Raw genomic sequence first — 19,296 nt, 5'->3', positions numbered from 1 at the left:
GAGGCCCGGCAACTTCCAAAGAAAATTTATTGCCAAGAATATCCAATACCCAGTAAGGCAATAAACAGAAAAGGAAAATCTCCTTAGCCAGCCGCTGGCTGGCGCTGGCGGCGGGGCGGCTGGCTGTGCTAAACAGGCCGCTCCGCCATCTGTATGCCTTTGCCATGAAACTCTTGCCCAAGCTCCCCGGCCCGCTGGCCCGTCGTCTCCAGGAACGCAAGCGGCTGCGCCAAGCCAACGGCTACCATTTCGCCATTGCCAGCCGGCTGCGCCAGCTCAATCCGGCCGACTGGGAAGCCGTGACGGCCAGGGGCAGCTTCTTCTTCTCCGCTGACTATCTGACCTTGCTCGAACAGGCAGGCCCGGACAATCTGGAACCGCGCTACGCCCTGATCTCCGACGACGAGCGGCCACTGGCGGCCGTCTGCATGCAGATCGTGCGGGTCAGCCTGAACCAGCTCGGCCAGCCTGCCGACAGCAAGCTCAAGGACAAACTGGCCCAGCGCATCCTGGTCTGCGGCAATCTGCTCAGTTATGGCATGCATGCGGTCTGCTTCGCCCCGGACGTTGACCCGGCCGCCGTCTGGCCGGCCGTGGCCGAGGCGCTCTACCGGGTGCGGCGTGCCGAGAAGATCGCCGGTCAGACCAATATCGTGCTGATCAAGGATCTGCCCGAACTGCACCGCCAGCAAAGCGCGGCACTGGCCGGACTCAGCTACGCCGCCGTCGAAACCGAACCCAATATGGTGCTGAGCCTGGGCGCCGATATCGGCAGCTACGCCGACTATCTGGCCAGCCTGACCTCCAAATACCGCAGCGCCATCAAGCAGCAGGTGATGAAGCCGTTCGAAGCGGCCGGTTTTGCCATCCGCCCGATCGACCAGCCCGAAGCCCTGCGTGAACGGCTGCAGGCGCTCTATCTCCAGGTCCACGGCAACGCCAGCCTGCGCCCGTTCACCCTCAACGACGACTACTGGCCGGCACTGCAAGCGGCCGCCGGCGAGCGGCTGGTGATCCATGGCGCCTTCCAGGGCGACACGCTGCACGGCTTTATCGCCACGCTCAAGGATGGCGACACTGCCTACGCCTACCATATCGGCTTCGACCGCGAGGTCGCGCGCAGCGGCATTCCGCTCTATCTGCGCCTGCTGCATGCCTCGCTGGCCCAGTCGCTCGATTTCGGCTGCCGCCGCATCTCGTTTGGCCGCACCGCGCTCGAACCCAAGGCCCGACTTGGCTGCGAGCCCGAAACCATCCATGTCTGGGTACGCCATCGCCAGCCGATGCTGAATCAGTTCATCCGGCCGCTGCTGCGCTTTATCCAGCACGAGGAAGCGCCGGAATTCAGTCCGTTCAAGCGCAGCAGCAGCGAGGGCGTCAGCGTTTAGGGCGGATGCGCTGGCGTGGAGGACGGGTTGAGGGAGACGGCAAGGACCGGGAGGCCAATGCAAATAATCAGAAAATACCTATCCAACAATAGAAACCACTCCTATTAAGAAAGAAAACTATTCTGACTCACCCTCGGACTTTTCCATCACTCCCCCTCCTTAGCCCACCGAGCTAGGGAGTCTGCCTTCGGCCGCCGGCCACCCTGGTCCCCTGCCTGGGACTTAGCCGAGGTTATGGCCGGCAGGTTTCTCCCTATACTGGCCCCCATTCTCCGCTTGCCTGGAAGTGATTTGCCGGTTCACGCTGCATTGCATAACCGTGCCTCTGGACAATAATCACCTCATCAGCAGATACGTCCGGCATTTGCCGCCGTGGTAGCGGGACAGAGGCTGGCAAAGGAGCCGTATCGTGAAAGGAATCGTCTTTAATCTGCTCGAAGAGGTGGTCCGACACCACTATGGTGACGACACCTGGGATGACCTGCTCGACACAGCGGGCGTCCACGGCGCCTATACCTCGCTGGGCAGCTATGCCGACGAGGAGGTGTTCAAGCTGGTGATGGCCGCCGCCAGCGCGCTCAAGCAGCCGCCCGAAGCGATACTGCGCTGGTTCGGCCGCCAGGCGATGCCACGGCTGGCCGAGCGCTATCCGATGTTCTTCAGTGGCCATGGCGATAGCCGCAGCTTTCTGCTGACGCTCAATCACATCATCCATCCCGAAGTCCGCAAGCTCTACCCGGGCGCGACCACGCCGGTATTCGACTTCGATACCAGCGACGACCGGATACTGCGAATCGGCTACCGCTCGGAACGCCGTCTCTGCGCGCTGGCCGAAGGCTTTATCATCGGCTCGGCCGACTTCTACGGCGAGCAGGTGGGGCTGAGTCAGTCGCAATGCATGCATCGCGGTGACAGCAAATGTCTGTTCCAGATCGAGTTCACAGCGCCGTCGCGCTGAATGGTCGTTGTCTGCCATGCTTGAAGACCCGCAATACCTGCGCCTGACCCGCCGTCTACAGCGCGAAGCCAGTGCCCGCCAGGAAGCCGAAGCGATCGCCGAACGCGGCCTGCGCGATCTCTACCAGCGTCAGCAGGAAATCGCCCTGCTCGAAGCCATCGCGGTGGCGGCCAACGAAACGGTCCGGGTGGACGACACCATCTTGCTGGCGATCCGCGAAATCTGCCGCTACACCCAATGGCCGGTCGGCCATGCCTTCTATGTACCGCCGCCGGGCAAGGACGATCACCGGCTCCATTCGACCCAGCTTTGGCATCTCGACCTGCCTGGACGCTATGAGCCGTTCTGCCATGCGACCGAAACCATGACCTTCGGGCCGGGCCACGGCCTGCCTGGACGCATCTGGCAAAGCGGCCAGCCTGAATGGGTGGTCGATGTCACGCTCGACAACCACTTCCTGCGCGCCGAGGTGGCGCAGGCGGTGGGATTGCGGGCAGCCTTCTGCTTTCCGGTGCTGATCGGGACAGAAGTGGTGGCCGTACTGGAATTCTTCGCCGAGAAACCGCTCGCGCCCGACGATGGGGTATTGCGGGTGATGCGCCAGATCGGCACCCAGCTTGGCCGGGTGGTGGAACGTAAACGGGCCAAGGACCGGCTGCTGCACGATGCCCTGCACGACGCCCTGACCCAGCTTGCCAACCGCGCCCTGTTTCTCGATCGGCTGCAAGGGCTGCTCAAGCGCAGCCGGCGCCATGCCGACTATCAGTTTGCCGTGCTGTTTCTTGACCTCGATCGCTTCAAGCTGGTCAACGACAGCCTGGGTCATCTGGCCGGCGATCAACTGATCGTGGCCGTGGCGCAGCGCTTGACCACCTGTCTGCGCCATACCGACCTGATCGGCCGCCATATCGGCGAATACGGCGATCATCCGGATGAGGATGTGGTCGCCCGTCTCGGTGGCGATGAATTCACCATCGTGCTCGACGATATCAGCGACCCAAGCGATCCGATCCGGGTGGCTGAACGGATTCAGCAGGCGCTGGCCGAACCGTTCCTGATCAACCAGCAGCAGATCTATACCAGCGCCAGCATCGGCATCGTGCTCAGTTCGAGCCACTACGAGGCCGTCGAGGATGTGCTGCGCGATGCCGATGTCGCCATGTACCGCGCCAAGGCCATGGGACGCTCATGCTGGGCCGTGTTCGATTCGGCCATGCATGAGCAGGCGGTCAACCTGCTGCGGCTCGAAGCCGATCTGCACCAGGCCATTGCCCAGCAGCAATTCCATCTGTGCTATCAACCCATCGTCTCACTGCCCGATGGCCGTATCCGTGGCTTCGAGGCGCTGTTGCGCTGGCGCCATCCGACCCGGGGGCTGATTCCACCGTCCGAATTCATTCCGCTGGCCGAAGACACCGGACTGATACGCCCGATCGGCCGCTGGGTCTTGGCCGAAGCCTGCCGTCAGGCACAGCGCTGGCAACAGGAATTCCCCTCAGAGCAGCCCTTGACCATGAGCGTCAATCTGTCGGCGGGCCAGTTGAGCGAGAACGGTCTGGTCGACGAGCTGCTGGCCATCGTGCGCAATAGCGGAATCGCCCCCAACAGCCTCAAGCTAGAACTGACCGAGAGCGTGGTGATGAACGACGCCGAGCTGGCTTGCCGGCTGTTTCTCGAATTCAAGCGGATCGGCATCCAGCTCAGCCTCGACGATTTCGGCACCGGCTATTCCTCGCTGAGCTATCTGCGCCGCTTGCCCATCGATACCCTCAAGGTCGATCGCTCCTTCGTCAGCCAGATCGACGGCGACGAGGAAAAGCAACAGATCACCGAAATCATTGTGATGCTGGCCCGCACCCTCGGTCTGACCGTGATCGCCGAGGGCGCCGAAACCGCCGCCGAGATCGACCGGCTCAACTATCTGCGCTGCGATTACGCCCAGGGCTATTACTTCTTCCGCCCGCTCGACAGCACTGCGGCTGAGCAGGCGCTGCGGCAACAGCAGCAAAGGCATTGACGCCCTGTCTCCAAGCGGTCCCCGCAGCAATGACGCATCCACAGGCTTGCCTTGGCCAGTCCACTACGACGCCGAGTTTTCCGTCAATGCGCCAGCAAGTGGCGGCACAGTGTCGGTGCTTGCCGCCGGGCACCCACTCTGTCCTTCCCCCGGAAGCGTGGAGGTTGGCTTGGAGGTGAGGATGGACAAAGTGGAGCAAGGCCAAGCAGCCAGGCCAATAAATGTTTATTTATGTTTATATACCGCAGTATATCTTGCAGAAATCCTTCCTGAATTTTTATTTTTTACTTCTCACCGAACCATAGACTGCATCGGCCACCCAGCGGCATCCCACCTTCTCCGTCTCAGCCCTCTCTGCGGTTCCCCTGCTGCCGACACAGAATCGACGCCTGAGCCGACAAGCCAGAACACCTTCCAAACAGTTGAAAATACAGGGAATTGACCGACTTCTTGCACCGTCCGGCCAGCATAAACGCTTTCCCGTCAGCCAACTGCTATGTTCAGAAGAACCACCACCGCTGATCGCACGATGATGAACTTCTGCCGCCTGATGTGCTGTTTGCCGTTCCTTTGCTGGAGCGCCGCCACCGTAGCCGAGGAGATCACCCTGACCAATGGTGAATGGCCACCTTATCTCTCCGAGCAGGCGCCGCACTATGGCATTGCCTCCCGGGTGGTCAGCGAAGCCTTTGCCCAGGAGGGCATCACAGTGCGTTATGTATTTCGTCCGTGGCGCCGAGCCTATCTAGAGGCCGAGAGCGGCAAATATCACGGCTCGGTGGTATGGACCTTCGAGAAAGATCGGGGCGAGGTCTTCCACTTCAGCGATCCGATCTTTGAAGGCCGCTCGGTGTTTTTCCATCTGCGCACCTCGACCTTCGACTGGAAGCGCTTTGAAGACCTGCTCGACTACCAGATAGGCGGCACCGTCGGCTACACCTATGAATTCGAGAAACTGCCCGGTATCCAGGTACAGCGCGCCGACACCGACAGCGACAACTTCCGCAAATTGCTGGCCGGGCGCTTCGATATTTTCCCGTCCGATATCAAGGTCGGCTATGCCGTGCTGCGTAGCGGCTTCCCGCCCGAAGACGTGGCGCGGATCACCCATCATCCGCGTGCCTATAACGTGGTGTCCTACCATCTGATCCTGCCTAAGCGCCATCCCGAGTCGAGCCGCCTGCTGGCCCTGTTCAACCGTGGCCTGAAGAAACTGCGTGAATCGCCGCGGGCAGCCAGTTACTTCGACAGCTTTACCACCCCTTAGCCAGTTTCTGCGGAACGCTGTTCCGCCTGACGGAAGAAGCGCGTGGTAGTCGCCGCCGACGTCGCTTCAAAATAAAAGCATGTCTCCTTGTTGCAAATTTCAAACAGTCGTTAAATGGTAAATCGTTGATTTGAAACGGTTCTTGCATTGCACAAAACCATTGCACGGCCGCAAAGCGCTCGGCTAGAATCGATCAAGCCTGCTCGCACCTTTGCGGTGCAGCAGGCATTGTTTTCGGCAGGCATGAACCCCGAATCGATGACCGGCGCATCGGCCGGTCGAGGGCAAACGACGCGGCAAGACCCGAGCGGCGTCCGCCCCCGGACCCACGCGCCACCCGCGCCGGTCCGGCCCCCTTACGCGCACCCCGCGTTACCCGAGTCCGGTTCAGCTGGCCGCCCCGCTTCTCCATAAATAAATGACGTGGCCAGTCGTCTGCGGCGACAGCGCCACGGTTCTACACGGGTAACGTTGCAATGGAAGACAGACAGCGCCGACTCAACGGCACGCTCTACCACCCGCGTTTCGAACAGGACAGCTGCGGCTTCGGCCTGATCGCGCACATGGACGACAAGCCTTCACACTGGCTTGTTTCAACCGCCATTTCCTCGCTGGCCAATCTGACCCACCGTGGCGCCGTGGCCGCCGACGGCAAATCGGGCGATGGCTGCGGCCTGCTGTTCCGCAAGCCCGACAGCTTTCTGCGCACCGTGGCCAAGGAAAAGGGCTTCGATCTGGCCGACCATTACGCCGCCGGTCTGGTGTTCCACAGCGCCGACCTCGAAACTGGCAAGCAGTCGCTACAGCAGCTCAAAGCAGCCCTCGAAGAACAGGGGCTCGAAGTCGCTGGAGTACGCAACGTCCCGGTTGACACCCGCGCCTGCGGCGAATACGCCCTGAAGACCCTGCCCAGCATCGGCCAGATCTTCGTCAACTGCCCGGCCAGCATGGACGCCGCCACCTTCGAGCGCCGTCTCTATATCGGCCGCCGCCTGGCCGAAAAAGCCAATGCCGCGGCCGATCCGGCCTTCTATGTCCCCACGCTGTCGGCGCATACCCTGTCCTACAAGGGCCTGGTGACACCCGACAATCTGGCCGTGTTCTACCCCGATCTCCAGGACGAACGCTTCACCGCCAGCCTTGCCGTCTTCCACCAGCGCTTTTCCACCAATACCTGGCCGCAGTGGAAACTGGCGCAACCGTTCCGCTACCTTGCCCATAACGGCGAGATCAACACCATCTCGGGCAACCGGCTGTGGGCACGCGCCCGCGAGGCCATCATGGCGTCGCCGCTAATTCCCGACATGAACGATATCCGCCCGATCGTGCAGACCGACGGCTCCGACTCGATGAGCCTCGACAATATGCTCGAAGGGCTGCTGATGGGCGGCATCGACTTCTTCCGCGCGCTGCGTCTGCTGGTGCCGCCGGCCTGGCAGAACGTCGACAGCACCGACAAGGAGCTGCGCGCTTTCTACGAATACAACTCGATGCATATGGAGCCGTGGGACGGCCCGGCCGGCATCGTGCTGACCAATGGCCGCTACGCCGGCTGCATGCTCGACCGCAACGGCCTGCGTCCGGCCCGCTATGTGCTCACCCGCGACCGCCATCTGACCATTTCGTCCGAAGTCGGGGTCTGGAACTACAAGACCGAGGATGTGGTGAAAAAAGGCCGGGTACGGCCCGGCCAGATCATCGCGGTCGACCTGCAATCGGGCCAGTTGCTGCTGCCGCACGAGATCGACCAGAAACTCAAGAGCCACCACCCCTACCGGCGCTGGATCAAGCAGTACGCCACCCATCTCGAACTCAGCCTCGACGAGGACTCGTCGATGCCGCTGTTCGACAAGCAGCAGCTCAATGAATACCAGAAGCTGTTCCAGGTCACGTTTGAAGAGCGCGATCAGGTGATCCGCGTACTGGCCGAAGAGGGGCAGGAAGCGGTCGGTTCGATGGGCGACGACACGCCGATGGCGGTGCTGAGCGGCAAGGTCCGCTCACCGTTCGACTATCTGCGCCAGCAGTTCGCCCAGGTGACCAACCCGCCGATCGACCCGATCCGCGAAGCAATCGTGATGTCGCTCAATACCGTGTTCGGCTCGGAGAAAAACATCTTCGAAGAAACCGCCGACCACGCCAAACGGATCGAAGTGCGCAGCCCGGTGCTGAGCCACGAGAAATTCAAGATTCTGGCCAATCACCCCGAGGCTGCGTTCCGTGCCCAGACTTTCGATCTGTGCTATGACCCGGCCGTCACCGACCTGCACGGCGCCCTGACGGCCCTGCGCGACCAGGTGGTGGCTGCCTCGCGCGACGGGGTGGTGATCGCCATCCTGTCCGACCGCGCCATCGGCCGCGATCGTCTGCCCATCCATGCCCTGTTCGCGGTCGGGGCGGTCCATCAGGGACTGATCGATGCGGGCCTGCGCTGCAAGACCAATATCCTGATCGAAACGGCCACCGCGCGCGATCCGCACCAGTTCGCCTGCCTGCTCGGCTATGGTGCCACGGCGGTCTACCCCTATCTGGCCTATCAGGTCATCGCCGATCTGGTGCGTCAGGGGCTGGTCGATGAGAAGCCGGCCGAAGCGATGAGCAAATACCGCAAGGGCATCAACAAGGGCCTGCTCAAGGTGCTGTCCAAGATGGGGATTTCGACCATCGCCAGCTACCGTGGCGCCCAGTTGTTCGAAGCGGTGGGGATCGCCGAGGAGGTGGTGCAGCTATGCATGGCCGAGACGGTATCGCGCATCGGCGGCGCCGACTTTGCCGACTTCGAGGCCGACCAGAAGGCCCTGGCCCGCGCCGCGTTCAATCCGATGCGGCCGATCGCCCAGGGCGGCCTGCTCAAGTATGTGTTTGGCGAGGAATACCACGCCTACAACCCCGATGTGGTGATGCAACTGCAAAAGGCGGTGCAGAACGGCGACTATCGCGAATATCTGGCCTATGCCGAACTGGTCAACCAGCGGCCGGTGGCCATGCTGCGCGATCTGATGAGTCTGCGGCTCGACCCGGCCCGCGCCATCTCGCTCGAGGAAGTCGAACCGGTCGAAGCGCTGGTCAAGCGGTTCGACTCGGCCGGCATGTCGCTGGGCGCGCTGAGCCCCGAGGCCCATGAAGCGCTGGCCGAAGGGATGAACCGGCTGGGCGGCCGCTCCAATTCGGGCGAAGGCGGCGAAGACCCGGCCCGCTACGGCACGGCGCGGATGTCCAAGATCAAGCAGGTCGCTTCGGGCCGCTTTGGTGTCACGCCGCACTATCTGGTCAATGCCGAGGTATTGCAGATCAAGGTGGCACAAGGCGCCAAGCCCGGCGAAGGTGGTCAGTTGCCCGGCGACAAGGTGTCGCCGCTGATTGCCCGGCTGCGCTGCGCCAAACCGGGCATCAGCCTGATCTCGCCGCCGCCGCACCACGATATCTATTCAATCGAAGACCTGGCCCAGTTGATCTTCGACCTGAAGCAGGTCAATCCGCAGGCGCTGGTCTCGGTCAAGCTGGTGGCCGAACCGGGCGTCGGTACCGTCGCGGCCGGGGTGGTCAAGGCCTATGCCGATCTGATCACCATCTCGGGCTACGACGGCGGCACGGGCGCCTCGCCGATCACTTCGGTCAAATACGCCGGCACGCCGTGGGAACTCGGCCTGACCGAGGCCCAGCAGGTGCTGCGCGCCAATGGCCTGCGCGGCCGGGTCAGGGTGCAGACCGACGGCGGCCTCAAGACCGGTCTCGATGTGGTCAAGGCGGCCATCATGGGCGCCGAGAGCTTCGGTTTCGGCACCGGACCGATGGTGGCGCTGGGCTGCAAGTATCTGCGGATCTGCCATCTCAACAATTGCGCGACCGGGGTGGCCACCCAGGAAATCAAACTGCGCTCCAAGTACTTCACCGGCTTGCCCGATATGGTGGTGAACTACTTCACCTTTATCGCGCGCGAGACACGCGAGTGGATGGCCAGGCTTGGCGTGCGCAGCATGGAAGAACTGATCGGCCGCACCGAGCTGCTGGAGCTGCTGCCCGGCCATAGCGAACGTCAGGGCCGCCTGCGGCTCGATGTGCTGCTGAGTCAGGGCGATATTCCCGACAGCGAGCCGCGCTATTGTGTGCAGCCGTCCAACCCTTCGTTCGACAAGGGCGAACTGGCCGAGAGAATGGTCAAGGACGCCGCGTTCGCCATTCGCACCAAATCGCCGACCACGCTCGACTACACGATCCGCAACGTCAACCGCTCGATCGGCGCCCGCCTCTCGGGCGAGATCGCCCGCCAGCATGGCGCGGAAGGGCTGCCTGAAGGCTGTCTCGATATCCGCCTGCGCGGCAGCGCCGGCCAGAGCCTGGGTGTGTGGAACGCACCGGGCCTGCATCTGACGCTCGAAGGCGACGCCAACGACTATGTCGGCAAGGGCATGGCCGGTGGTCGCCTGGTGATCTATCCGCCGCGCGACGTGATGTACGAACCGCACGAGGCCGCGATCATCGGCAATACCTGCCTCTACGGCGCCACCGGCGGCGAGCTGTACGCCTCGGGCCTGGCGGGCGAGCGCTTTGCCGTGCGTAACTCGGGGGCGCTGGCGGTGGTGGAGGGGATGGGCGACCACGGCTGCGAATACATGACCGGCGGCTGCGTGATCGTGCTGGGCGCCACCGGCCATAACTTCGGCGCCGGGATGACGGGCGGCTTTGCCCTGGTCTATGACCGCGACGAGCGCTTTGCCTACCGCTACAACAACGAGCTGATCGATATCCACCTGATCAATGGCGAGGCCATGGGCCAGTACCGCGCCTTCCTGCGCGAGCAGATCGAGCGCCATACCACCCTGACCCATTCGGTGATCGGCGCCCAGATCCTGGAAGACTTCGACGACTACGTCGATTACTTCTGGCTGGTCAAACCCAAGGCCGCACGGCTAGACAGCCTGCTGAAGGACTAAGCGCCGGGAGCTGCGCTCCCTTCCAGCCATTTGCGCCGTCGCGCCTGTCGCGGCGGCGCCGTTATCGAGAAGAGGTGCCCCATGGGCGACGTATTCCAGTTCCTGAACCTGCCGCGCGACCCCGGTGCCAAGTTCGACGCCACGCTGCGGCGGCGCAAATTTATCGAGATCTACGCCCAGCTCGGCCGTCATGAAGCGGCCGATCAATCGTCGCGCTGCCTTGACTGCGGCAACCCTTACTGCGAGTGGGAATGTCCGGTCCACAACTACATTCCCAACTGGCTCAAGCTGGTGCGCGAAGGCCGCCTGTTCGAAGCGGCCGAGATGAGCCACAAGACCAATTCCCTGCCGGAAATCTGCGGTCGGGTCTGTCCGCAGGACCGGCTGTGCGAAGGCGCCTGCACCCTGAACCAGGGCGGTTTTGGCGCCGTCACCATCGGTTCGATCGAGAAATACATCACCGACGAAGCCTATAAGGCCGGCTGGCGGCCCGATATGAGCGAAGTGGTGCCGACCGGCCGCCGCGTCGCGGTGATCGGCGCCGGCCCCGCTGGCCTTGCTTGCGCCGACGTGCTGGTACGCAACGGCGTGACGCCGGTGGTGTTCGACCGCTACGAGGAAATCGGCGGTCTGCTGACCTTCGGGATTCCCGAATTCAAGCTCGAAAAGGACGTGGTACGGCGCCGCCGCGCCATACTCGAAGAGATGGGGGTGGAATTCCGCCTCAATACCGAAATCGGCCGCGATATCGAATTCGAAGCGCTGCTGGCCGACTACGACGCGGTCTTTATGGGCATGGGCGCCTACCAGTACCTCAAGGGCGGCTTTCCGGGCGAACAACTGCCCGGGGTGATCGAGGCCCTGCCCTACCTGGTCAACAATATCCGTCACCGGATGCACACCTTGCCCGAAGGCGAAACCCTGATGGATATGGCTGGCCGCCGCGTCGTCGTGCTGGGCGGCGGCGATACCGCGATGGACTGCAACCGCACTGCGATCCGCCAGGGTGCGGCCAGCGTGGTCTGTGCCTATCGGCGCGACGAGGCCAATATGCCGGGCTCCAAGCGCGAAGTGGCCAATGCGCGTGAAGAAGGGGTGGAATTCCTGTGGAACCGCCAGCCGGTCGAGATCATCTCGCGCGGCAGTTCGCTCGGGGTCAAACTGGTCGAAACCCGGCTTGGCGAGCCCGACGCCAAAGGCCGACGCAGCCCTGAGCTGATCCCGGGTTCGGAACAGATTCTCGACTGCGATCAGGTGATCATCGCTTTCGGTTTCCAGGCAAGCCCGGCCGCCTGGTTCGAGCAGCACGGCATCCGCAGCGACGAACGCGGCCGCACGCTCGCGCCGGCCGGTCAGACCTTCAAGCATCAGACCGGCCACCCCAAGGTCTTCGCCGGCGGCGACCAGGTGCGCGGCGCCGACCTGGTGGTGCGGGCCGTGTTCGAAGGCCGCCAGGCGGCCGAAGGGATTCTGGGATATCTAGGCGTCTGGTGAGCAAGGCACCGGCCCGGCCCGCCTGGGGCGGGCCGGTGGTATGACGAAGCCTGCAATCTTGTGTCCGGACTGTCCAACTTGCAGGCCGAGTCACAGGTTGACTGGCAGTCCGTCGCGGACGAATCCCAGCGAAATCCAGGACCACAGGCAGTATCGGACGCCAAGCGTGCACAACCTGGCGTCCTGGCCCGGCTTCAGCGGGCCGTAGCGTACAGCACCGTTTCTTCTTGATGGATGGTGTAGTGGTCGAGGTAGAAGCGGTAGCCCAGGTCGAGCGACGCCAGGTATTGCGGAATCGAGATATAGTCGGTGGTATCGTGGTAGATCGAAATCGCCAGCTTGGGCCGCCAGCGGCGCAGGGTCTGTTCGGCGCCGCGCAAGGCAGCCAGCTCCGAGCCTTCGATATCCATCTTGATAAAGTCGACCCGCTCGATCACCTTCTCGTCGGCCAGCGAATCGATACGACGGATCGGGAAGCTATCGGTATTGAGCCGGGCACCCGGATTGATGGCGTTGCCCTGATCGAGCACCAGATCGATATTCTTGTCTTCGTCGGACACCCCATACGGCAGCACGGTGATGCTGGCGCCGATATCGGGGTTGTTGGCGATATTCTCGCGCAGGATGCGGCAATGGGCCGGCAGCATATCGAAGCTGTAGATCCGGCCCGACGGCCCGGCTGAGGCGGCAAAGGCCAGGGCGGTGTCGCCGAAGCAGGCGCCGGCGTCGATGATATGGTCGCCCGCTTCGGGCTTGATCACCACGCCGTCGCGTTCGAAATAGTACTGGCGGATAAAGAAGGCCCAGGCCACATTGCACGACCAACCGGCAAAGCGGATCAGTCGATCATCGACCGGCACCTCGTAATTGCCCAGTTGCCCCAGTAGCCCCTTCTCCTCGCGCTCGCTGACCAGATAGCCCTTGACCTGTTCGCGGATCGCCCATTGCGCCGGGGCATCGTCGAGCAGGCGGATATGGTGATGACCCAGCAAGCGGTACAGGATCAGCTTATCGAGCCATTCCCTTGACGCCTCGTCAGCCAGCAGCGCACGGGTCTGAAACAGCTGCGCGTAGTTGGCCATAAAGAATTTCAGATAATGCACATGCCGGCTCAGGGCGAAATTGCCCGGGTCTTCGCCGGCGTAGCGTTCGTGATCGAAATTGTCCTGTTCGTAGCCATGCACGAACTGATAGAAACGCGCCAGCATGACATCGAGCCACTGATCGGCCTGCATAAACATACTTTTCTTCCGGTTAGAGGGGTCTTTGAATCATACAAGACAGGACGCCGCTTGCAGGGCGACGCGACCATCGCGCCGGTTCCCAACGTCATATCCGCGCATCGTCACATAGCCCGACAAGCCATGACAAGCGAACTTCTCCATATACCCCCGCCATTCGTCCAGCGGCCTCCCCGCAGCCCTTCCACGCTCTCCTGAAGAACTCGACATCGGCTCGTCCGAACACCATGGGGCAGCCTCACACCGACCTACCAGCGCGGCCACCGGTACGATCGAATCGGAAATGCTTCAGCATCCTCAGCCAGGCAACGGTTCTCCGCAAAGCCGGGCAAGCAAAGCCAAGCCTTCGGGCCAGTCGCCCAGGCCGCTTTCGCCGTTGATATGGCCTCTGGGGCCGATATTGACCAGTTCCGCGCCCCAATCGGCGGCAAAGCGCTCGCTGCGCGATAGTTCGGCGTAGGGGTCTTCGCTGCTGACCACCACGATGGATGGAAAAGGCAGGTGATTGCCCGGCATCGGCTGAAAGCCACTGGTGCCGGTCGGGAAATTCGGCCCTTCCGTATCGCTCGGTGCCACCAGCAAGGCACCGCGAATCCGGCGCGGATAGCGCTCCGCCCAGCGCGCCACCAGCACGCAAGCCAGGCTGTGCGCGACCAGCACCACCTGTTCGGCGTCGAGTGCGACCACCTGTTCCAGCCGCTCCACCCAATCATTGCAGACCGGGGTTTGCCAATCCGCCTGCTCGACCCGGCTCATCTGCGGAAAACGCGCCTGCCAGCGCGATTGCCAGTGTTGCGGACCCGAGTCGTACAGACCAGGCAGAATCAGAATGCGGGCGGACATGCCTATTTCCTTGTCAGAGGGAGAAGAAGTACTACCAGATGGCGCGCCGCGCAGTGTCGGTCAGCGGCCCGGGGAAATCAAGCGCAATGCTCAGAAATGAATATTTTCTGCAAGCTATTTTCCAGATATAAAGCCATTTATATTAACAAATAAATATATTCACTCTGAGCGCTCACTCGTATCGAAGTAGTAGGTCATGCGCTTGCGTGGATTGAGGTAATCGAACACCTGCTGCGGCAACTGGGCCGGCCGGATGTTCTTGATGATCTGCAACTCCGGTTCCTCCTCCAGATCGAGAATCACTGCCTCATGCTTGGGCACCGCCGGTTCATAGATCAGCACACAGGGCTTGAGCGGATGGTTGGTATTGACCGCCATCACCAGCCCCAGGGCGTTATTGGACAGCTGGACCAGGGCCCCGGGCGGATAGACGCCCATGCAGCGGATAAACAGATTGAGCGGCGCCGGCTCGAAATGGCTGCGGTGCTGGGCAAACATCTGCGCCAGCGCTTCATAGGGGGTGAGCGAATCGCGTGGATTGGGCCGGTTGCACAGATTGTCGTAGACGTTGGCGATACAGACGATCTTGCCAAGCGGCAGAATCTCCGCCCCTTTGAGGCCACGCGGATAACCCGAGCCATCGACATGCTCATGATGCTGGAACACGATGGCCAGCGCTTCGGGCGGCAGATTGAGTTTCTTGCCGATCTCAAGACCGAACTGGACATGGCGCTCCATCAATTCGGCTTCGCTGGGCGACAGCGGCTCGGTTTTATAGAGCAGCTTTTCCGGCATCTCGACCTTGCCGATATCGTGAAACAGCGCCCCCAGCCCCAAGGCCCGGATCTCATCGCGGCCCAGTTTGAGCTGCTTGCCCAGCATCATTGCCAGCACCGCCACATTGAGCTGATGGTGATAGACCTCTTCACCGGCCAGCTTGTCGTTCATCAGATGGATGGCGATATCGCGCTCGGTCAGCATCGAGTCGAGCATGGTCTCGACCAGGTTGTTGGCTTCCTGCAAGGACTCCTGCGGCCGGGCAAACAGATTGCGGTTGATGGCCTTGATTGCCCGGCTCGCTCCCAACAGCTTCTTCTCGCAATCGTGGATGGCGGCGCGCTGGCGTCCCACCCGCTCAAGCCGTGCCCGTTTGGCGGCAATGGCCGCCTGGATCGCCTCATCAGCCGGTGCTGGCGGCACTGCCGGCTGTCGGTTCGCCTCAGGCGGTGGGGCGACGTCGCTGCGGCCAGGGTCATAACGAAAACGCTCCACCCCCAGAGCGCGCAAGGTATCGATCTGTGCCTGATTCTTGATCTTGAACTGGTTGAAGGCGAAAGGATGTTGCGACCAGTCCAGCTCAAGCCGGATATACAGGCCGATACACAACCTGTCGGGGGTCACATAGTGCACTTGGGCGGAGGTAGGCATCGCAGGAGGTAGAGGAAGGGTTTTTCCGCTACTCACTATAGCCGGCACGCCCGTGCCACGAGGGCTACCACACCAGGCTCACCGCCAGTATCAGCATGACCGTCCCGGTCAGCAGATCGAGCACGCGCCACACCGCCGGCCGGGCAAACCAGGGCGCCAGCAGATGCGCGCCCAGGGCCAGGCCGAAGAACCACAGCAAGGAAGCGGTGATCGCCCCTAAACCGAATTGCAGCCGATCGGGCCAGGCATGCCGGCCACCGATCGAGCCCAGCAATATCACCGTGTCCAGATAGACATGCGGGTTGAGCAAACTGAAGCCCAGGGCCGTCAGCAAGGCCGCCTTCCAACCGGCGACCGCCGCCGCTCGCGCCGCCACCAGCGCATCGGCCGCCAACGCCGCCCGAAAGGCCCGCAACGCATACCACAGCAGATAAGCCGCACCGGCCCAGCGGGCCAATTCCAGCAAGCCGGGGACTTCACGCATCAGGGTCCCCATCCCGATCAGGCCCGCTGCAATCAGCAAGGCATCGCATACGGCGCAGACCGCTGCCGTCAGCAGCGCATGGCGCCGCAATAGCCCCATCCGCAAGACATGGGCGTTCTGTGCGCCGATGGCGACGATCAGTCCGACACCCATTCCCAAACCCTGCCAATACGCTGCATTCATACTGCCCACTCCGGCTTGCTCGATGAGGACGAAGCCTAAACAGCCTGGTCAGTCAGCACGAGTTTTATTAATCTTTTTCTGGATTCATTAAAAAGGCTTATATAAATGCTCGATGGCCGCTTGCTCGACGCTTTCCTGACCGTGGCCCGCGAAGGCAGTTTCGAGCGTGCCGCGACGGTGCTGCATCTGACCCAGTCGGCCGTGTCGCAACGGGTGCGGGCGCTGGAAACCCGCTTCGGCCAGACCCTGCTGACCCGCAGCCGGCCTTGCCTGCCCACGGGCGCGGGGCAGACCCTGCTGCGCTATCTCGACCGTATCCGCCTGCTTGAAGAGGAGGCCTCGCGGGCGCTGCAAGGCGAGGAAGCCGGTCCCTCACGGCTGCGGATCGCCGTCAATGCCGACAGCCTGCACGCCTGGTTTCCGGCCGTATTGAGCGAGGCGTTCGCCGACACGCCTTATCTGTGTGAACTCGAACTCGATAACGAGGATTACACCCACGAACTGCTGGCCCACGGCGAAGTGCTGGGCTGTGTCTCGACCCGGCCGCGGGCGATGCGCGGTTGCGAGGCGATCGCGCTGGGCGCGCTGCGCTATCTGTGCGTGGCAGCGCCTGCTTTCGCCCGGCGCTATTTCCCGCGCGGGCTCGACCGCAGCACGCTACTCAAGGCCCCCGCCCTGGTCTACGACCGCAAGGACAAGCTCCATAACGCCTATCTGGCACAGGAATTCGGCATCGGGGCCGAAGCCTATCCCTTCCATCTGGTGCCGTCGTCACAGGCTTTCGTCGATCTGGCGCGGCTGGCCTTTGGCTATGTGCTGGTGCCGGAGCCCACGGTGCGGACCCTGCTCGCCAACGGTGAACTGGTCGATCTGGCGCCAGGCCGACCGCTCGACATGCCGCTTTACTGGCATGCCTGGCAGATCCAGGCGCCCGGGGTGGAGGCGGTGTTCCGCCGCATCGTCACGGGGGCAAGACAACGGCTGCGGCAGGATGAGGACAGCGTTTTAGGCGGGGCGCGATGACCATGGAAGAAGACGGACGCCTCGATTCAGCGTCCGCGCACAATCGGCATTCGCGCATTTCCCGCTAGATCGGCGTTGCCGCCAAGTCTGGTGGAGCGCTGTACGCCTGTGCTTTAAGGTCCGGCCCCGCTGACGCCGAATGGGCTGGCAATGCGCTAGCCGAGTTCCTTCATATATATCCGGTTCAGATAAGCCTGCCCTTCGAATACATACTCAGTCATCCCGGCCTCGCGATAGCCCTGCGCCGTATAGAAGTCGCAGGCGTTGCGATTGCCGACCCAGGCCGTCAGCCACAGATTGGGCGACTTCCTGACCCTAGCCAGCTGCTCGGCTGCGCGCAATAGCGCCTGGCCCAGTCCTTGGCGTTGGGCATGGCGCTGGATATAGAGCCGGATCAGCTCCACCCCTGCCATCGATTGCGCCGTGGCAGCCGCAGCCGTCGCCTGGACTTCGGCAAAGCCCAGCAGATGGCCGTGGCGCTCGGCCAGGATGAAGCACAGCGAGGGATCGGCCAGCCGCGCGGCAAAGGCGGCCGGGCCATAGTGTTGCAAAGCCTCGCGGGCGAGATCGGGACGGATGCCTTCGGTCGCGTAGGTATCGAGAAAGACCTGCATCGCCAGCACACCCAGACACAGTGCATCGGCGGGCTTGCCCTCGCGCAGGCTCGGCTTGTCGTCCATCTCTCTCCCTTTTCTGGCAGGACACGGCGGCCACGCCCCGACCCGCTGCCTTACGGCAGTTTGGCCTTGAACGCCCCACGATGGCGGTCAACCACCGACCAGGGCAGGACCGACCAGTCGGGATATTCGCAGCTACGCAGCGCACGCGGAAAGCTCGGGCCGAGATACAGACCCTTGGGGGTCAGATACCAGCTCGGGAAATTCCACAGCTCCGGATCGTTGTAATAGCAGTCGCCTTCCTTCATCCGCTTCGGATAGTGCTGCGCCATGGTCTTGGCGATCCACGGCCCTTGCACCGCCGTACTGTACTTCATCCACTGCTCGGTCATTTCGCCGTTGAGGTTCTGTGGCAGCGGCTTGCCTTGCCCCAGCCACAGCAGATCTCCCAGTTCGAGCGTGCGGCCGCTTGCCACCTCGAGGTTGAGCGGCTGCGAGGTGAAGTCGGGATGGGCACCGCCGCAATCATAGGTGGTGAAGATATCGATGCTCACGGCCGTCTCGCCCAGCAGCTTCGGGGTCGCCTTGGCTTCAAGACCAGCGGCGCCTTGCGAGGTGGTGCATTCCAGCGCATCGGCCACCAGTTGCCAGTGGCGGGTTTCCAGTGCCCGGTTGAGTCGGGCCAGTGCCGGGGCCGGATAGCCATCGACGAGACGGAACACGGCGATTCCGGACAGCGGCTCGCTCCACCATTGCAGACGGCGGCCTTGCTGGGTTTCGGTGCGGCCCTGCTGGAAAGTCAGCCCTTCCAGTCTGGCCCAGCCATAGCGCGAACCCTGTTCCGCCCTGGGCCATACGGCGGTCTGCTCCGCGCGGGCCTCGATGCGCAGCGGCTCCAGCTCGACCGACAGGCGCTTGGCTTTGCCATCGTGCCATTGCCCCTGCCAGCGGCCTTTGCCATCGGGGCGCAGGGTCAGGCCCTTGCAGCCCTGGGCATAGTCGAAACCTTCACACAGGCTGATCGTGCCCTGGCGGTCGCGCTGGCCGCTCAGGCTGATGTCACGCCGGTATTTGCGATAGAAGTAACGGCCGGAAACCATCTGATCGTCGGCAACCGACAGTTCCATGACCACCGCAGCGCGGTCAACCCGGCCCATCAACTCGATGGTCTCGGCCAGTGCAGTGGTGCTGAGCGCCAGGCTCAGGGCAAGAAAGTGGCTAAGGTGTCGCTTCATAAGGGGATAGAAGAGATGTAATGAATTGTTGACAAACGAATGGCAGAAACTGTGCCGATCGTAGCGATAAAAGAAAGTTATCTTCAATCTGCCTGACCAACCAGCCGGAATATCCCGCAGTCATCGGCCTGCCCTGCCGGAAAATTGGGCCTGGTTTGACCCAGATCAAATCCACTTCTCATCA

13 protein-coding genes are annotated in these 19,296 nt (G+C 62.5%); 7 read left to right on the top strand and 6 right to left on the bottom strand.

All coding sequences use genetic code 11. The features are described from left to right. Nucleotides 1-164: 164 nt before the first annotated feature. The 6 genes from ACFOW7_RS16865 (at nucleotide 165) to ACFOW7_RS16840 (ending at nucleotide 12,058) form a co-directional block, all read left to right on the top strand. Nucleotides 165-1,388, top strand: a complete 1,224-nt coding sequence (locus ACFOW7_RS16865) for a GNAT family N-acetyltransferase (protein ID WP_378166460.1) — start codon at nucleotides 165-167, stop codon at nucleotides 1,386-1,388. Nucleotides 1,389-1,797: 409 nt separating this feature from the next. Beyond that, on the top strand, nucleotides 1,798-2,346 hold the full coding sequence (locus ACFOW7_RS16860) for a heme NO-binding domain-containing protein (protein WP_378166457.1): 549 nt from the start codon (nucleotides 1,798-1,800) through the stop codon (nucleotides 2,344-2,346). 16 nt (nucleotides 2,347-2,362) lie between these two features. Beyond that, nucleotides 2,363-4,363 (top strand): putative bifunctional diguanylate cyclase/phosphodiesterase, encoded by a 2,001-nt coding sequence (locus tag ACFOW7_RS16855; RefSeq protein WP_378168064.1) that lies wholly within the window; start codon nucleotides 2,363-2,365, stop codon nucleotides 4,361-4,363. A gap of 496 nt (nucleotides 4,364-4,859) precedes the next feature. Beyond that, the gene (locus tag ACFOW7_RS16850) at nucleotides 4,860-5,630 is read left to right on the top strand and encodes a substrate-binding periplasmic protein (protein ID WP_378166455.1); all 771 of its coding nucleotides are present in this window, start codon (nucleotides 4,860-4,862) and stop codon (nucleotides 5,628-5,630) included. 476 nt (nucleotides 5,631-6,106) lie between these two features. Further along, the gene (gene gltB, locus ACFOW7_RS16845) at nucleotides 6,107-10,564 is read left to right on the top strand and encodes a glutamate synthase large subunit (RefSeq protein WP_378166453.1); all 4,458 of its coding nucleotides are present in this window, start codon (nucleotides 6,107-6,109) and stop codon (nucleotides 10,562-10,564) included. A gap of 81 nt (nucleotides 10,565-10,645) precedes the next feature. After that, the gene (locus tag ACFOW7_RS16840; protein WP_378166451.1) at nucleotides 10,646-12,058 is read left to right on the top strand and encodes an FAD-dependent oxidoreductase; all 1,413 of its coding nucleotides are present in this window, start codon (nucleotides 10,646-10,648) and stop codon (nucleotides 12,056-12,058) included. A gap of 194 nt (nucleotides 12,059-12,252) precedes the next feature. On the opposite strand, the gene ACFOW7_RS16835 is transcribed toward ACFOW7_RS16840, so the two are convergent. The 4 genes from ACFOW7_RS16835 to ACFOW7_RS16820 all read right to left on the bottom strand — a co-directional run bounded on the left by ACFOW7_RS16835 (nucleotide 12,253) and on the right by ACFOW7_RS16820 (nucleotide 16,237). Continuing rightward, the gene (locus tag ACFOW7_RS16835) at nucleotides 12,253-13,293 is read right to left on the bottom strand and encodes an FkbM family methyltransferase (protein WP_378166449.1); all 1,041 of its coding nucleotides are present in this window, start codon (nucleotides 13,291-13,293) and stop codon (nucleotides 12,253-12,255) included. Nucleotides 13,294-13,596: 303 nt separating this feature from the next. Further along, nucleotides 13,597-14,142 (bottom strand): RBBP9/YdeN family alpha/beta hydrolase, encoded by a 546-nt coding sequence (locus ACFOW7_RS16830; protein ID WP_378166447.1) that lies wholly within the window; start codon nucleotides 14,140-14,142, stop codon nucleotides 13,597-13,599. Nucleotides 14,143-14,301: 159 nt separating this feature from the next. Further along, nucleotides 14,302-15,570 carry an HD-GYP domain-containing protein gene (locus tag ACFOW7_RS16825; protein ID WP_378166445.1) on the bottom strand — a complete coding sequence of 423 codons (1,269 nt, stop codon included), beginning with the start codon at nucleotides 15,568-15,570 and terminating at the stop codon, nucleotides 14,302-14,304. A gap of 64 nt (nucleotides 15,571-15,634) precedes the next feature. After that, nucleotides 15,635-16,237, bottom strand: a complete 603-nt coding sequence (locus ACFOW7_RS16820; RefSeq protein WP_378166443.1) for a LysE/ArgO family amino acid transporter — start codon at nucleotides 16,235-16,237, stop codon at nucleotides 15,635-15,637. A 105-nt stretch (nucleotides 16,238-16,342) separates the two neighbouring features. Here ACFOW7_RS16820 and ACFOW7_RS16815 point away from each other — a divergent pair, with 105 nt between their 5' ends. Beyond that, nucleotides 16,343-17,260, top strand: coding sequence for a LysR family transcriptional regulator ArgP (locus ACFOW7_RS16815; protein ID WP_378166441.1), 918 nt, complete (start codon nucleotides 16,343-16,345; stop codon nucleotides 17,258-17,260). 155 nt (nucleotides 17,261-17,415) lie between these two features. Here the strand turns inward: ACFOW7_RS16815 and ACFOW7_RS16810 are convergent, their stop codons facing one another. After that, nucleotides 17,416-17,940: a GNAT family N-acetyltransferase gene (locus tag ACFOW7_RS16810; RefSeq protein ID WP_378166438.1), complete on the bottom strand. Its 525-nt coding sequence runs from the start codon at nucleotides 17,938-17,940 to the stop codon at nucleotides 17,416-17,418. A gap of 50 nt (nucleotides 17,941-17,990) precedes the next feature. Beyond that, nucleotides 17,991-19,112 carry a hypothetical protein gene (locus tag ACFOW7_RS16805; RefSeq protein WP_378166436.1) on the bottom strand — a complete coding sequence of 374 codons (1,122 nt, stop codon included), beginning with the start codon at nucleotides 19,110-19,112 and terminating at the stop codon, nucleotides 17,991-17,993. Between the last annotated feature and the right edge of the window lie 184 nt (nucleotides 19,113-19,296).

The organism is Chitinimonas lacunae, from assembly GCF_042650885.1.
Lineage (GTDB): Bacteria > Pseudomonadota > Gammaproteobacteria > Burkholderiales > Chitinimonadaceae > Chitinimonas_A > Chitinimonas_A lacunae.
This window is presented reverse-complemented; position numbering and strand designations above follow the sequence as displayed.

Coding starts and splice junctions, on each gene's coding strand:
- ACFOW7_RS16865 (WP_378166460.1), top strand. CDS start 165: ATGAAACTCTTGCCCAAGCTCCCCGGCCCGCTGGCCCGTCGTCTCCAG.
- ACFOW7_RS16855 (WP_378168064.1), top strand. CDS start 2,363: ATGCTTGAAGACCCGCAATACCTGCGCCTGACCCGCCGTCTACAGCGC.
- ACFOW7_RS16850 (WP_378166455.1), top strand. CDS start 4,860: ATGTTCAGAAGAACCACCACCGCTGATCGCACGATGATGAACTTCTGC.
- gltB (WP_378166453.1), top strand. CDS start 6,107: ATGGAAGACAGACAGCGCCGACTCAACGGCACGCTCTACCACCCGCGT.
- ACFOW7_RS16840 (WP_378166451.1), top strand. CDS start 10,646: ATGGGCGACGTATTCCAGTTCCTGAACCTGCCGCGCGACCCCGGTGCC.
- ACFOW7_RS16835 (WP_378166449.1), bottom strand. CDS start 13,293: ATGCAGGCCGATCAGTGGCTCGATGTCATGCTGGCGCGTTTCTATCAG.
- ACFOW7_RS16830 (WP_378166447.1), bottom strand. CDS start 14,142: ATGTCCGCCCGCATTCTGATTCTGCCTGGTCTGTACGACTCGGGTCCG.
- ACFOW7_RS16825 (WP_378166445.1), bottom strand. CDS start 15,570: ATGCCTACCTCCGCCCAAGTGCACTATGTGACCCCCGACAGGTTGTGT.
- ACFOW7_RS16820 (WP_378166443.1), bottom strand. CDS start 16,237: ATGAATGCAGCGTATTGGCAGGGTTTGGGAATGGGTGTCGGACTGATC.
- ACFOW7_RS16815 (WP_378166441.1), top strand. CDS start 16,343: ATGCTCGATGGCCGCTTGCTCGACGCTTTCCTGACCGTGGCCCGCGAA.
- ACFOW7_RS16810 (WP_378166438.1), bottom strand. CDS start 17,940: ATGGACGACAAGCCGAGCCTGCGCGAGGGCAAGCCCGCCGATGCACTG.
- ACFOW7_RS16805 (WP_378166436.1), bottom strand. CDS start 19,112: ATGAAGCGACACCTTAGCCACTTTCTTGCCCTGAGCCTGGCGCTCAGC.